The 13677-nt window shown below is 39.6% G+C and carries 13 protein-coding genes; 9 read left to right on the top strand and 4 right to left on the bottom strand.

What is annotated here, in order from left to right:
• The first annotated feature begins 7 nt into the window (after positions 1 to 7).
• The 4 genes from ACKC4Y_RS01425 to ACKC4Y_RS01440 all read left to right on the top strand — a co-directional run bounded on the left by ACKC4Y_RS01425 (position 8) and on the right by ACKC4Y_RS01440 (position 2265).
• Positions 8 to 766 (top strand): F0F1 ATP synthase subunit A, encoded by a 759-nt coding sequence (locus ACKC4Y_RS01425; protein WP_409361639.1) that lies wholly within the window; start codon positions 8 to 10, stop codon positions 764 to 766.
• Between the two features lie 54 nt (positions 767 to 820).
• Positions 821 to 1051: a F0F1 ATP synthase subunit C gene (locus ACKC4Y_RS01430; RefSeq protein ID WP_004855165.1), complete on the top strand. Its 231-nt coding sequence runs from the start codon at positions 821 to 823 to the stop codon at positions 1049 to 1051.
• Positions 1052 to 1192: 141 nt separating this feature from the next.
• Complete coding sequence (locus ACKC4Y_RS01435; RefSeq protein ID WP_409361640.1) at positions 1193 to 1759, top strand: F0F1 ATP synthase subunit B; 567 nt, start codon at positions 1193 to 1195, stop codon at positions 1757 to 1759.
• Between the two features lie 11 nt (positions 1760 to 1770).
• Positions 1771 to 2265: a F0F1 ATP synthase subunit B gene (locus ACKC4Y_RS01440; RefSeq protein WP_409361641.1), complete on the top strand. Its 495-nt coding sequence runs from the start codon at positions 1771 to 1773 to the stop codon at positions 2263 to 2265.
• Positions 2266 to 2482: 217 nt separating this feature from the next.
• On the opposite strand, the gene glyS is transcribed toward ACKC4Y_RS01440, so the two are convergent.
• The 4 genes from glyS to ACKC4Y_RS01460 all read right to left on the bottom strand — a co-directional run bounded on the left by glyS (position 2483) and on the right by ACKC4Y_RS01460 (position 8615).
• Complete coding sequence (gene glyS, locus ACKC4Y_RS01445; protein WP_409361642.1) at positions 2483 to 4705, bottom strand: glycine--tRNA ligase subunit beta; 2223 nt, start codon at positions 4703 to 4705, stop codon at positions 2483 to 2485.
• Positions 4698 to 5648, bottom strand: coding sequence for a glycine--tRNA ligase subunit alpha (locus tag ACKC4Y_RS01450; RefSeq protein ID WP_409361643.1), 951 nt, complete (start codon positions 5646 to 5648; stop codon positions 4698 to 4700). Before ACKC4Y_RS01450 ends, glyS begins: the two co-directional genes overlap by 8 nt.
• 101 nt (positions 5649 to 5749) lie before the next feature.
• Positions 5750 to 7444 (bottom strand): tetratricopeptide repeat protein, encoded by a 1695-nt coding sequence (locus ACKC4Y_RS01455; RefSeq protein WP_409361644.1) that lies wholly within the window; start codon positions 7442 to 7444, stop codon positions 5750 to 5752.
• A gap of 94 nt (positions 7445 to 7538) precedes the next feature.
• Positions 7539 to 8615, bottom strand: coding sequence for a polyprenyl synthetase family protein (locus ACKC4Y_RS01460; RefSeq protein ID WP_409362122.1), 1077 nt, complete (start codon positions 8613 to 8615; stop codon positions 7539 to 7541).
• Between the two features lie 198 nt (positions 8616 to 8813).
• Between ACKC4Y_RS01460 and ACKC4Y_RS01465 the strand changes: the two genes are divergently transcribed.
• The 5 genes from ACKC4Y_RS01465 (at position 8814) to ACKC4Y_RS01485 (ending at position 13677) form a co-directional block, all read left to right on the top strand.
• Entirely contained in the window at positions 8814 to 9605 is a 792-nt protein-coding gene (locus ACKC4Y_RS01465; protein WP_409361645.1) for a tRNA1(Val) (adenine(37)-N6)-methyltransferase, read from the top strand.
• A 183-nt stretch (positions 9606 to 9788) separates the two neighbouring features.
• Positions 9789 to 10640 carry a S49 family peptidase gene (locus ACKC4Y_RS01470; protein ID WP_409361646.1) on the top strand — a complete coding sequence of 284 codons (852 nt, stop codon included), beginning with the start codon at positions 9789 to 9791 and terminating at the stop codon, positions 10638 to 10640.
• A 243-nt stretch (positions 10641 to 10883) separates the two neighbouring features.
• Complete coding sequence (locus ACKC4Y_RS01475) at positions 10884 to 11801, top strand: 4-(cytidine 5'-diphospho)-2-C-methyl-D-erythritol kinase (RefSeq protein ID WP_409361647.1); 918 nt, start codon at positions 10884 to 10886, stop codon at positions 11799 to 11801.
• 275 nt (positions 11802 to 12076) lie between these two features.
• On the top strand, positions 12077 to 12718 hold the full coding sequence (locus tag ACKC4Y_RS01480; RefSeq protein ID WP_409361648.1) for a ribonuclease HII: 642 nt from the start codon (positions 12077 to 12079) through the stop codon (positions 12716 to 12718).
• Positions 12715 to 13677: an L-threonylcarbamoyladenylate synthase gene (locus ACKC4Y_RS01485; RefSeq protein WP_409361649.1), complete on the top strand. Its 963-nt coding sequence runs from the start codon at positions 12715 to 12717 to the stop codon at positions 13675 to 13677. Before ACKC4Y_RS01480 ends, ACKC4Y_RS01485 begins: the two co-directional genes overlap by 4 nt.

Below are 13677 nucleotides of genomic sequence, written 5' to 3' on the forward strand. Positions count from 1 at the left end.
GGTTGAAGTGACATCGCACGCTCCAGATCCTATCCATCAGTTTGAGATTACACGGCTAATTAATATTTCCATCGGAAATATGGATTTGTCGTTTACAAATGTATCATTTTTTATAGTGGCCACAGTTGTTGTAACTTCAGTATTCCTCTTCATTTCATCATCAAGTCGTGGGTTAGTTCCGACAAGGATGCAATCTCTTTCAGAGATGGCTTATGAATTTGTGGCATCGACTTTGCGGGAATCATCTGGGGTGCAGGGAATGCAATTTTTCCCTTTAGTTTTTTCCTTATTTACTTTTATTTTAGTTGCTAATTTTATTGGGCTTTTTCCCTATTTTTATACGATTACCTCTCAGATTATGATCACATTTTCACTGGCGATGTTGGTGATTTTGACGGTTATTGGTTATGGTTTTTATAAGCATGGGGCTGGTTTTTTGAAACTATTCGTTCCCAGTGGTGTGCCTGTTGTGATTTTGCCTCTGGTTACGATGATTGAGGTTATTTCTTTTTTTTCTCGCCCTATTAGTCTTTCACTCCGTCTTTTTGCTAATATGCTTGCTGGTCATATTACCCTCAAAGTATTTTCTGGTTTTATTGTCTCAATGATTGGAGTAGGGATCATGGGCATTGGTGGTTCAATTTTACCGCTTATCATGACCGTAGCAATTACTGCTCTTGAATTTTTGGTTGCATTTCTTCAAGCTTACGTGTTTACGGTTTTAACTTGTATGTATCTTAACGATGCAGTCCATCCGGGACATTAATAAAACTGGCGGGTTTCCGTCAAATTGTACAATTTCGCTTTAAAGGAGAATAATATGGAATTAGTGCTTGCAGCAAAATATATTGGTGCTGGTCTTGCTTGCTTTGGTATGGCGGGGACAGCTTTGGGCCTTGGAAACATTTTTGGTAGTTATCTTTCTGGTGCATTGCGCAATCCATCGGCAGCAGATAGTCAGTTTGGTCGTCTCGTTTTTGGTTTTGCTGTAACGGAAGCTTTGGGCATTTTTTCATTGCTCGTTGCTTTGTTGCTTCTTTTTGCGGTTTAATCATTTTTAAAAGGGGTATACCTGCTTTCTTGATGAAAGGCGGGCATGCTCTTTGGACTTTGCATTGGAAGAAACTGTTAATCAACTATCATTTGTTTTCAATTAAAGAGCTTTAGTAAGCTGTTTGAAGGATGAGATAGAATGCTTATTTCTAGCGCTTATGCACAGAATACTGAAACACCGGTAGGGCATATTAAAAATGCAGCAGAGCATGCGGATCGTGTGTTTCCACCTTTTGATTTCGTGCATTTTGGTTCACATCTTTTTTGGTTAGCGATTTCTTTTGGGCTTTTTTATCTTTTCATCTCTCGTGTAATTGTACCACGTATTGGTGGTGTTATTGAAACACGTCGAGATCGAATCGCATCTGATTTGGATCAGGCGATGCGTCTGAAGCAAGAAGCAGATAGTGTAGTTGAAACTTATGAGCGAAAATTAGCGGAAGCACGTTCACAAGCCCATGTTATAGCACAGGCAGCTGGTGAGGAGATAAAGGCAAAGGCTGAGCTTGAACGAAAAGAAATTGAAGCAAGTTTAGAGAAAAAGCTAGCAGATGCTGAAAAACAGATAGCAAAAATTCGGGATAAAGCTATGCAAAATGTTGGTTCAATTGCTGAAGAAGTAGCCCTTGAAATTGTAAAGAAATTGATTGATGTTGAAGTTAGCCAAGAATCTGTTCGTTCAGCTGTTAAAACAGCAGGTTACTGAGGATTACAAAGATGACAGATACTTTTTGGGCTTTTGTTGGATTAGTTATTTTTCTGATTCTTTTAGTTTATTTCAAAGTTCCAGAAATGGCTATGCGCCACCTTGATGCACGGGCAAAGCGTATCAAGGATGAGCTTGATGAGGCTCTTCGTCTTCGTGAGGAAGCTCAGGAAGTTCTAGCTGAATATCAGCGCAAACATGCGGAAGCAGAAAAGGATGCGCAAGAGATTATTGCAGCAGCTAAGCGTGAAGTTGAGGCTATTGTCTCTGAAGCTCGTACAAAAGCAGAAGAATATGTAAAGAATCGCAATAAATTGGCAGAGCAAAAAATTGCTCAAGCCGAAGCTGATGCGGTACGCATGGTTTCTTCATCCGCCATTGATTTAGCGGTTTCTGCTGCTCGCACGCTTATTGCAAAGGAGTTAGATTCTAACAAAGCGAATCAACTTATTAAGGAGTCTCTCGTTGAAGAATCTCTTACCAAAATGAAAACATATCTTAATTAGGGGTATTAGATGAGTTCAGAGGGGATAATCCTTTGGAGGAGAGTTTTTTCGAGAGCAGCGGTGATTTTCTGATTTTTATATCTCTCAATTTTTCTATTCGATAATTTATTCTGCTTTTTATTCAATAAATAAAGTATTATTTATGCTAAAAATTCTACAGTTTTTCTAAATTTATTGCACACTTCACGGTGAAGTAATTTCACAGAGCATTTCAGTCTTAGACCACAAGTTTTGAGAAGTCTGCAACCACTTGTGTAATACTATGGATACGCTTGAGAAGCGCGAGACGGTTAGTGCGCACATTGGGGTTTTTATCATTCACCAATACGTTTTCGAAAAATGTGTCGATAAATCCTCTCAGTTGTGCTAGCGTAGTGAGTGCACCTGATACATTTTGAAGATTGATGTAGTCACAAACCTTTTTTTCTATTTCAATGACTGCTTGATACAGCTGTTTTTCTTCTGTTTCGATAAAGAGTTCAGAGGCAATTTCATTTGCTATTGTTGAGCCTTTTTGACATTCATTTTCAAGAATGTTTATAGTACGTTTTACAGCGCCTAAAAAGCTACCTCCATCATTTGTATTGATAAAAGCGATAAGCGCTTCGACACGTCGCGCAATTAATAACAAATCATCAGCATCTTTGTTTAAGACTGCTTCAATAGCATCATAACGAGCGCCTTCCTCTTTTAGATAGATTTTTAAACGTTCATGAAAAAAGGATAACAGATCTGATAAAATATATTCTTTTTTATCCAAAAGTCGGTTCTGTGATTTTTCAGATTCCATTTGAGATGTTTCATATTTGTTTTTTTGTTGTAAGAAAAAATTCATTGCCAGATTAAACAGTGACATAAGATTAATTTCCCAGTCACGCGAAAGTACAATCCTGATAATTCCCAATGCTGCTCGTCTTAACGCATAGGGATCTTTTGAACCGGTTGGTTTTTCATTAATGAGCCAAAATCCGACGAGCATGTCAATTTTATCCGCCAGAGCAACTGCTATAGCGAGAGGTTCTTGTGGAATACGATCTTTTGGTCCTTGAGGTTTATAATGGTCTTCGATTGCCTCAGCTACGTGAGGATCTTCTCCTTGAAGGAGGGCATATTTTCGTCCCATGATTCCTTGCAGTTCAGGAAATTCTCCGACAACTTCTGTTTGTAAATCAGCTTTTGCAAGCATTGCTGCACGTTTAGCCAAGAGCGGCTCTGCTTGCACTAAAGGTGCAATTTTTTGTGCCAGAGCAGCAATTCGCTCTACTCTTGCACCCTGTGTGCCTAGTTTTGCATGAAAAGTAACATTTAAATGATCAAGCCGCGCCATTCTTTGATCGAGAGGTTTCTTTAAATCAAGATCAAATTTCTGACTGGAGGGTCTCAAATTTTTAATATCGGGCAAATCATGCTGGTCTGTTTGCCAAAAATAAAGTGCATCGGAAAGACGAGCACAGACAACTTTACTATTTCCCTTAGAAATTTCTTTGCCTTCATCGCTTGCCAGAATATTAGAAACAAGAATAAAATGACGAGAAAGTTTTATTTTTTCACCTTGTTTGCGTGTTACAAAGCATTTTTGATTGGCCCGAATAGTCAAGCGAATAATTTCCGGAGGAATATCAAGGAAAGATTTGTCAAAATCGCCGATAAGGGTAACTGGCCACTCAACAAGTCCTGCAACTTCTTCTAAGAGAGCATTATCTTGCACCAGTTCCAAGCCATTTGCAAAGCACAAATTTTGAGCATCAGCCAAAATGATATTCTTTCGCCTTTCCGCATCCAGAATGACTTTATGAGCTTCAAGTTTGGTGATATAATCTTCGAAGCGACGGATTTGGAGTGGTTTCCCATCACTTAAGAAACGGTGACCATAGGTTAGATTGTTGCTTTTGAGAGAACCAATTGTAAACGGAACAACATGCGTTTCACCAATTTCCGGTCCAAAAACGCAAAGAATGTTTTGTAAAGATCGGATCCACTTCAGTGCACCACTTTTTGCTGAATCTTTGCCCCAACGCATAGACTTTGGCCATGGAAAGTTGCGAATAATATTTGGTAAAATATCAGCAATAATTTCTTCTGCACTTCGTCCTTTTTTGATGATTTTAGCGATATAAAAATCACCCTTTTTATGATCATGTGCAATGTGTGCTTCAGAAATATCATTCAGTCCTGTTGCACGTAGAAAGCCATCAATTACATGTTGTGGTGATTTTGTACTAGGTCCTTTGCGTTCTTCATGGATATCCTTTGAGCGTATAGAAAGACCGCGTATGTCTAATGTTAGTCGACGGGGTGTCCAATATTCGCGAGCAGCTTTATAGGTTAAGCCTGCATTCACAAGTTGATCTGTAACACATTTTTTAAGGTCAATAGCAGCTTTCCGCTGCATACGAGCAGGGATCTCTTCGCTGAAAAGTTCAAGAAGAAGATCAGACATTAGACTTCTCCTTTGTATGCATTTGACCAGATTCAGTGAGTAAGAAGGCTTCTCCACAGCGGCGGGCGAGATCGCGAACGCGAAGAATATAACTTTGTCGTTCGGTCACAGAGATAACGCCACGTGCTTGCAAAAGATTAAAGATATGGCTAGCTTTAATACATTGATCATAAGCTGGGAAAACACACCGATGTGAATCATTTTCTTTATTTGGTTTTCCAGCCTCAAGGAGTGCGATGCATTCACGTTCTGCATCAATAAAATGCTGGTGCAGCATTTTGGTATCAGCAAATTCGAAGTTATAATATGAATATTCTTGTTCTGTTTGTAGAAAAATATCCCCATAACTTATTTTGTTTTCTCCATCCAAACCATTAAAGTTAAGATCATAGACATTATCAATACCTTGAATATACATTGCTAAACGCTCCAATCCATAAGTGAGTTCTCCTGAAACTGGGGCGCATTCGATGCCACAAACCTGTTGAAAATAAGTGAATTGAGAGATTTCCATCCCATCGCACCAGCACTCCCATCCAAGTCCCCAAGCACCAAGGGTTGGGCTTTCCCAATCATCTTCAACAAAGCGAATATCGTGGAGCTTCGTATCAAGACCGATAGCTTGTAGAGATTTAATATAAAGCTCTTGTAAATTGGGGGGAGAGGGCTTGAGAAGCACTTGGAATTGATAATAATGCTGTAAGCGATTCGGATTTTTACCATATCGGCCATCCGTTGGGCGTCTGGAGGGTTGGACATAAGCCACTTTCCAAGGGCGTGGTCCCAATGAGCGCAGTGTTGTTGCTGGATGAAAAGTTCCAGCTCCGACTTCCATATCGTAAGGTTGCAAAATTGCACATCCATACTGGGCCCAATAATTCTGTAAAGTTAAAATAAGTCCCTGAAAAGAACGCACAGGGTTGAGATATTCAGGCAGTTTCACGCTTTATACTCTTTAATGTTCGATCAACAGATAGCGACCAAAGGAATTTCAGCCTTCATGACTGTCTATTGTTTCATAAGGTTGTGGTCAAGCATCATTATTTATTGCAAGCCAAATTTCAGCTTTTCTTGGATTTTTTTAGAATCTTTTGCTTCTCCATCAATTGCGTGATTCCATTGAAATATTGCCTCACGTTTACGCCCAACTTGCCAATAGGCATCGCCTAAGTGATCATTCAATGTTGGATCTTCAGGTTGTAATTTGACAGCGGATTCCAATATTTGAACAGCTTTGTTGTATTGTTTAAGCTTGTAATAAGCCCACCCTAGAGAATCTAGGATATGGCTATCTCGCGATTGTAATGCAGAAGCTTTTTGCAGCATATGGAGCGACTCTTCAAGCTTTTGATTCCGCTCAACAAGTGAATAGCCTAGATAATTAAGGATCTGCGGCTGATCAGGAAAAAACTCAAGTGCTTTTCGCAAATCAAGTTCAGCTTTTGTCCATTGATCTAAACGTTCGAAAGCGATACCGCGTTGATAAAAGAGTTTCCAATCCTCTCGTTGAAAATTTGTTATCTGTGCAATAGCACGATCTAGAGTTTTGGTAGCTTCAACAAATTTATTGTCTTGCATATAGAAAGCAGCAAGCGTTATCAAAATATGTCGATCATTGGGAAATTTTTTCCTTAATGAGTTAAGTAATTTTATGGCTTCATTGTAATTATTGTTATTTGCAAGAATGAAAGTAAGCCGCAACTGTCCAACTTTATAATAAGGGGAGCTTGGTGGTAAAGCGCGATAAAGTTTAATTGCTTGATTGCGGTCATTCAGTTTGGCAGAAATGTTTGCTAGTTGAAACAGTGTTGCATCATTTTGAGGGTATAAGGCTAAAGATAATTGTTTGAAAATACGTGCAATTCGCCCTGAGTTTTTGTGGTTGAGGGCTGTTCCAAAGTTATATAATACCTCGCCAGCTCCTTGTTGAGGCGTTTTAACAATTCTTTCTAAGGAAGTGCTTTTTTCCACTTTTTCCCGAATGTTTTTGAGTATTTCTCGGTTTGATAGCATCTGTTCGCCATGCTTGAGGGTTTCAAGGGCGTGATTGTGCATTTTATGGCGCAATTGGAATGAGGCATAGGCTATGATAATACGTTCATAGGTACTAGGGGCTATAAGAATCCCCTGTTTATTATTGAGCGCTTGAGCGAAATATTTTTTTGCATCCAGCTTACGTCCCGCCAAGTCACACATGAGTGCAAGATGGTAACGTATAAAAAAATCATACCAAGCAGGTCCTTGGATTTTTTCAAGATCAGCGATTGCTTGAGATTGCTGCCCCGATCCGAATGTGGCCCAAGCATGGATTAATTCTGGTATTGGATTATTGGATGCTGGAGGTGCTTTTAATTGCAGAAGAAGCTTGGCATTATTGTAATCTTTCTGAATAAGATTTTTTATCGATAACGTTAAGGAAACAAAAGGCGTTATAATATCTTGCTCTTTTAGTTTTCGGGCTTGTTTAACAGCTTCTTCAAAAGCACCCGAAAAGAGCATTGCTTCGAGGAGTTCTGTTTGTGTTTCAATATTATCAGGTTTATGAACAAGAGCCTGTTTAAAATACTTGATAGCAAGATCTGTTTTGTTTTCATGATTTGCGACCCTCCCAGCTAGATAGGCACCTGTAAATGAGCCTGTATTAAAAGCGGCATTAACTTTGCTATAGATGGGTGATGGTATCAGCATAATACCCGCGATAAAGAGAGTAAAAAAGCGGGATACTGTCGCATTGCGCATAGAGCTAATCCTTCTTAAGATAATCAATAGACTGTACGTTTTATAAATCATATCCGATGACTTTGTTGAATAATATTTTGATTCTTGCAAAGAATCAGTTTACGCGAGCAATACAAAAGTCGACAGTTTCCATCAAAGCGTTGAGAGCGGGGCTTTCATTCATTGCAGCAAGAGCATCGATTGCACGTTTCCCATAGGTGCGCGCTTGCTCTATTGTATCTGTGAGGCTATCATATTTTTCTATTAAATGTTGCGCGTATGAAAAAGCCTCATCAGTGCTATTACCGTTTTCAAGAGCCTGTTTCCAGAATTCTTTTTCTATCGTATTGCTCCGAGCATATGCAAGGATAACGGGCATTGTAATCTTGCCTTCTCGAAAATCATCACCTGTATTTTTTCCCATATGTTTAGCAGTACCACCATAGTCAAGTGCATCATCAATTAATTGGAAAGCTAACCCTAGCAATGTTCCATATTCGCGTAATGCAAAACGTTCTTCATGTTCGCATCCGGCGATAATTGGCCCAACTTCAGCGGCAGCTGAAAAAAGTGCAGCCGTTTTTGCGTGAATAATTTTTAGATAATCTGAAGTGCTTGTTTCTATATTTTTTGCGGCAGAAAGTTGCATAACTTCTCCTTCAGCAATAATTGCTGCAGCGTTTGCTAAAACAGAGAGCGCTTCTATAGAACCAACATCGACCATCATTTTAAAAGCTTGTCCCAACAGAAAGTCACCAACAAGTATGCTTGCTTGGTTTCCCCAAATCATTCGTGCAGTAGATTTGCCACGTCGTAAATTACTTTCGTCAATCACATCATCATGCAACAAGGTTGCAGTATGCATAAATTCAACTGCTGTTGCGAGTTTTATATGCCTATCATTTTGATAACCAAACATACGAGTGGAAGCCAATGTGATCATTGGGCGCAATCTTTTTCCACCTGACGAAATAAGATGGTTAGAAATTTCAGGAATCATTTCAACCTCTGATTTTGCCATAGAGAGAATGAGTTGATTTACGCTCTCCATATCGTCTTTAGTAAGATTGACAAGGGATTGGAGAGAAATTGGATTATTTTTTGTCTGATCTGGTTTTGTGGCAGCACGCAATGTATTTACTCCTAGAGTATTGCAGTGGACATATGTGAATTTTATTTTTGCACATAGCATAAAGGGGGTTTTACTTTGACTCAAGCTTTGATACCGCTTTAAAGCATAACTCCTGAATGATATTTGCAAGGAATATTTTTTTAGGCTTGGGTCAATATCATTGGTTATGAAATTATGGGAGAAATTCGAAGCAGCTGCGTTTAGGCAATGATTTACAGGTAACGGTGCAGGTTATGAGGATAAATATTGGGCTTGCAAATGAATAAAACTACGAATCATGGTGATGAAACAATAGATGCGTTTCATCGTGGGAGATTTTATTTGGTTCAGCCACGTTTACGTGGTCACCGTTCTGGCATGGATGCTATGTTGTTAGCTAGTTTAGTTCCCAATAATTTTAAGGGTAAGGTTGTTGACTTAGGTGCTGGTGCTGGTGCTGCAGGATTCGCTGTCGCCTCGCGTTGTTTAGAGGTTCAAGTTACATTGGTTGAGCGTTCGGCTTTTATGACATCTTATGCTCAAAAAACACTTATGCTCAAACAAAATGAGAAACTTGCTGATCGCATTTGCTTGTTAGAAGCCGATATTACCCTTAAAGGGAAGGCGCGCTTAGAGGCAGGTTTGGTGAATAATGCTTTTGATTTTGCGATTATGAATCCACCTTTTAACAGCCCTGCGGATCGCAAAACACCTGATGAGCAGAAATCTGAGGCACATGTCATGCCAGAAGCGATGTTTGAGAATTGGTTGCGGAGTGCGGCAGCAATTGTTAAACCCAGTGGATATTTGGGGCTAATTGCGCGTCCGCAATCGTTGACTGATATCTTGCGTGCTTTAGAAGGGCGCTTTGGGAATATCTGTATAATTCCTCTCCACGCACGCGCTGCAACAGCCGCAATTCGCCTTTTATTTTATGCAAAACGAGGAAGTCGAGCAGCTTTATCGGTTTTACCGCCGTTGGTTATGCATGAAGGAGACGGGCACGCTTTTGCACCGCGGATTGATGCAATCAATAATGGATGTATAAGTTTGTGGGAACTTTTAAAATGATATCTTGTGTTTTCCAGTTTATTGCTTAAATTAAAAACAGAGTTTCGTTTTTTAGGGAGACTTTAAACTTTGTGTGAAATTTTATTCTTGTTTGTAATGTGGGGGTTAATTGGCGTTTTTGGATATTATTACGTTCTTCCCTTCTGTTGTTCTTGCTTATTTAATTCATAAGGAAATTCTACTTTGATTGACGTTATCAAGAAACTTGTTCCCCATCGTTTTTGTTCTAGTAAACTTGAAATTCCTGTTGTGCGCCTTCATGGAGCGATTTTGGATTCAACTTCACTGATGGCGCGGTCACTTTCATTAGGTAAGTGTGCCAACCTTTTAGATAAGGCTTTTGCTTATAAAAAAGCGCCGGCTGTTGCTCTTATTATCAATTCTCCAGGTGGCTCTCCTGTGCAGTCACGTCTTATTTTCAAACGTATTCGTGATTTAGCAGAGGAAAAAAATAAAAAAGTGCTCGTATTTATTGAAGATGTAGCAGCATCGGGCGGCTATATGATTGCTTGTGCTGGAGATGAAATTTTTGCTGATCCTTCTTCAATTGTTGGTTCTATTGGAGTTGTTTCAGCTTCCTTTGGTTTTCCCGAACTTTTGAAGAAAATTGGTGTTGAGCGGCGTGTTTATACTGCGGGAAAAAATAAGGTTACATTGGATCCATTTCAACCAGAAAAGAAGGCGGATATCGAACATTTGAAATCTTTGCAAGGTGAAGTTCATCAAACTTTTATCGATTTGGTGAAAGAACGGCGTGCGTCAAAGTTATCAGATGATCAAAATATTTTTACAGGACTGTTTTGGAGCGGAAAGAAAGGTGTTGAACTAGGACTAATTGATGGACTGAATGATATACGCTCTGTTATTAAAGAGCGATTTGGTGAGGATACTAAGCTGCGATTAATTTCTCCTCCGAAAAGTTTTTTAGGGCCTAAAACTCCTTCAGGCGTTACAGCTCACGCCGTTTATACAGCGGTTGATAGTGCATGGATGGTAGCACAGGAGCGGGTACTCTGGCAGCGTTATGGTTTGTGATGAAATTATGATTTGATATATGCTGGTATCCTCAATAATTCTGCCTAAAAATGCTTGTAGATAAAAAAGGCTTGAAATAATACGAATGATTGCATTGCGTTTGATTTGTGTTGTCATTCTTTGTATTTACTATTTGTTTAGGAAGCGATTGCATATGATATGGCAGCATGTTTTTTGCGCTGAAACAAAAACACGTAGAGGCACATTAATGAAAGATCCTCGAACTGGTGAATATTGCGTCGGATGATATCGAATGTAAAAGCTTCGTTCAGAGGGCATTCTTATCTATCTTATCTATTTACACCCATTAAATTGAATTTAGCTTTGCATGTGGTGGGGCGGCGCGCTGATGATTATCATTTAATAGAAAGTTTGGTCTATTTTAGTCTCAGCGGTGATTTTTTAAGCTATGCGCCCTTTGAGAGTGATCGCTTTGTTTTAACAGGTCCTTTTGCTGAAGGGCTTGTTTCTGATACAGACAATTTAGTTGTTCGCGCACATCACTTTATGCGTAAGACATTTCCGGAGTATGCTAAACCTGCTTTTTTTCGACTTATTAAAATGTTGCCGGTTGCTTCAGGGATTGGTGGCGGTTCGGGTGATGCTGCTGCTGTTCTGACTATATTGCGTCAGCAATGGAACCTTTATTGTTCTTGTGAAGAATTAGCAAAAATGAGTTTAGAGCTCGGCGCTGATGTGCCAATGTGCCTATTTGCATTGGAATATCAACAGCCGCTTTTTGTTAAAGGAATTGGGCAAGATATAATACGGCTCAAGGAAGCCTGTTCTCTCGCAATGGTATTGGTTAATCATGGGCAACACATTGCAACGGAAGCTATTTTTAAAGCTTTAGAGAAGCGCGAACATCCTTCTTTGAAAATTGATCCAGCGGTTCTAAAGACGGTTTATTCATTGGTTGAAGCTTTACAAGAAACGCGTAACGACCTGTTTGCTCCTGCATTAAAAATTGCACCTCAATTATCTGAAGTTTTATCTGCATTAGATGAGAGTGGAGCTCTTTTTTCTCGCATGTCTGGAACTGGTGCGACTTGCTTTGGTATTTTTAAAGATCAGCAAGCAGCTCAAAAGGCGGCCATTTTTATTAAATCAATGCATCCAAAGTGGTTTGTTAAACCTATCATAACTTTAGGAACGCTTTAAAGTAGATGATATAAATAAGGGTTTGCTTCGTAACGATGACGTTGCATGCAACAGCTGGATAATTTATGGAAATTGTTTTTCAAGTTCACATAGAGGCTGTAAGAAGTAGTAAGGAGTTGGGTGTCCATTAGCTATTTCATAAATTTATTTTCTTCTTTTTTGCATTTGTATGAGGCGAGGAGTATATTGGATGGGCTATTTTTTCTGTAGGGCTTGCAGAAAACGAGAGGTGGTGCAAAAATAGAGTATGTCTCATTTTATACAGCTTATCAAACATGTTTAATTTATCGCTGAAGCCAAACTTTTTGTGCGAATTAGATTTGCAGAAACAGGGTTTTTTTAATGTAGCCGGCGTTGATGAAGTGGGACGTGGTCCTCTTGCTGGACCTGTCGTAACTGCAGCAGTCATTTTGGATAAAGATCATATTCCGGATGGACTGAATGATTCAAAAAAGCTTTCTGTTAAACGACGCAATGAACTTTATGATGAAATTTTACAAAGTGTGTTAGCAGTCTCGATTTCTAGTCTTTGTGCCCGTACGATTGATCAGTCTGATATTAGAAAAGCAACTTTAGAAGCAATGCGTCGTTGTATTACTGGACTAGCTATTCCAGCTCATTATGCACTCATTGATGGACGCGATATTCCTTTTCAGTTACCATGTCCGGCAACTGCTTTGATTAAAGGTGATCAGCGTTCTTTTTCCATTGCAGCAGCATCCATTATTGCCAAAGTAACACGTGATCGTATGATGGAATGTGCTGGGCAAATTTATAAAGGTTATGGTTTAGAAAAGCATGTAGGGTATGCAACGCTAGCGCACCGTGCTGCTCTTGATAAACATGGGCCGGTTATGGGATTACATCGTTATAGTTTTGCACCACTCAAAGGGCACTATAGGAATGATATCTCATGACGATTTTGCCTCTCAACAGCGCTTCGATAAAAGAGGCCGTTGCACTTTTGGAACAGGGCAGATTAGTAGCATTGCCAACAGAAACTGTCTACGGATTGGCTGGTGATGCAACCAATGGGAAGGCAGTAGCTTCTATTTTTTCTGCAAAAAAGCGACCACATTTTAATCCTCTTATTGTCCATGTGAGTAGTATCATTATGGCTGAACACTCTGTAAAAATCGATTCTCTCTCACGTCGATTAATGGAAGTGTTTTGGCCAGGTCCTTTGACATTAGTTTTACCTTTAAAGGCACATCATAACATCCATCCTTTAGCGACTTCTGGTCTTGATACATTAGCCGTCCGTTTTCCAGAGAACGGTTTCGCGGAAGTTGTACGATGTTTTGGTCGCCCCTTAGCTGCTCCGAGTGCGAATCAATCAGGACGTCTTAGCCCTACTTCAGCTGAAGCTGTTTTTGCATCGTTAGGAGCATCTGTTCCTTTAATCCTTGACGGGGGACCTTCTAAGATAGGACTTGAATCAACGATTATTAAAGTTTGTGATGAAAGTATTTATCTTTTACGTTCTGGGGGGGTTGCTGCTGAAGAAATTGAAGAAGTAGCAGGGAAACCACTAAAACGGCGAGATCATTGGACAGCGATTGAAGCACCAGGTATGTTAAAGTCGCATTATGCACCCAATGCTGTGGTTCGTTTAAATGTACAAAAGGTAGAAAGTGGTGAAGCACTTTTAGCATTTGGACCTAAACGCATTACAGGTGTTGAAAATGCTGTTACTGTTTTAAATCTTAGCGAAAGAGGGAAGTTGGAAGAAGCAGCAGCGCATTTATTTGAATATATGAAACAATTGGATTCACTCAAAGTGAAATGTATCGCTGTAGAATCTATTCCATCATACGGATTGGGTGAGGCTATTAATGATCGTTTAATACGTGCTGCGGCTCCAAAGGAGGAATAA

Origin of the sequence: Bartonella heixiaziensis (assembly GCF_046245125.2) — a bacterium.
Taxonomy (GTDB): domain Bacteria; phylum Pseudomonadota; class Alphaproteobacteria; order Rhizobiales; family Rhizobiaceae; genus Bartonella; species Bartonella heixiaziensis.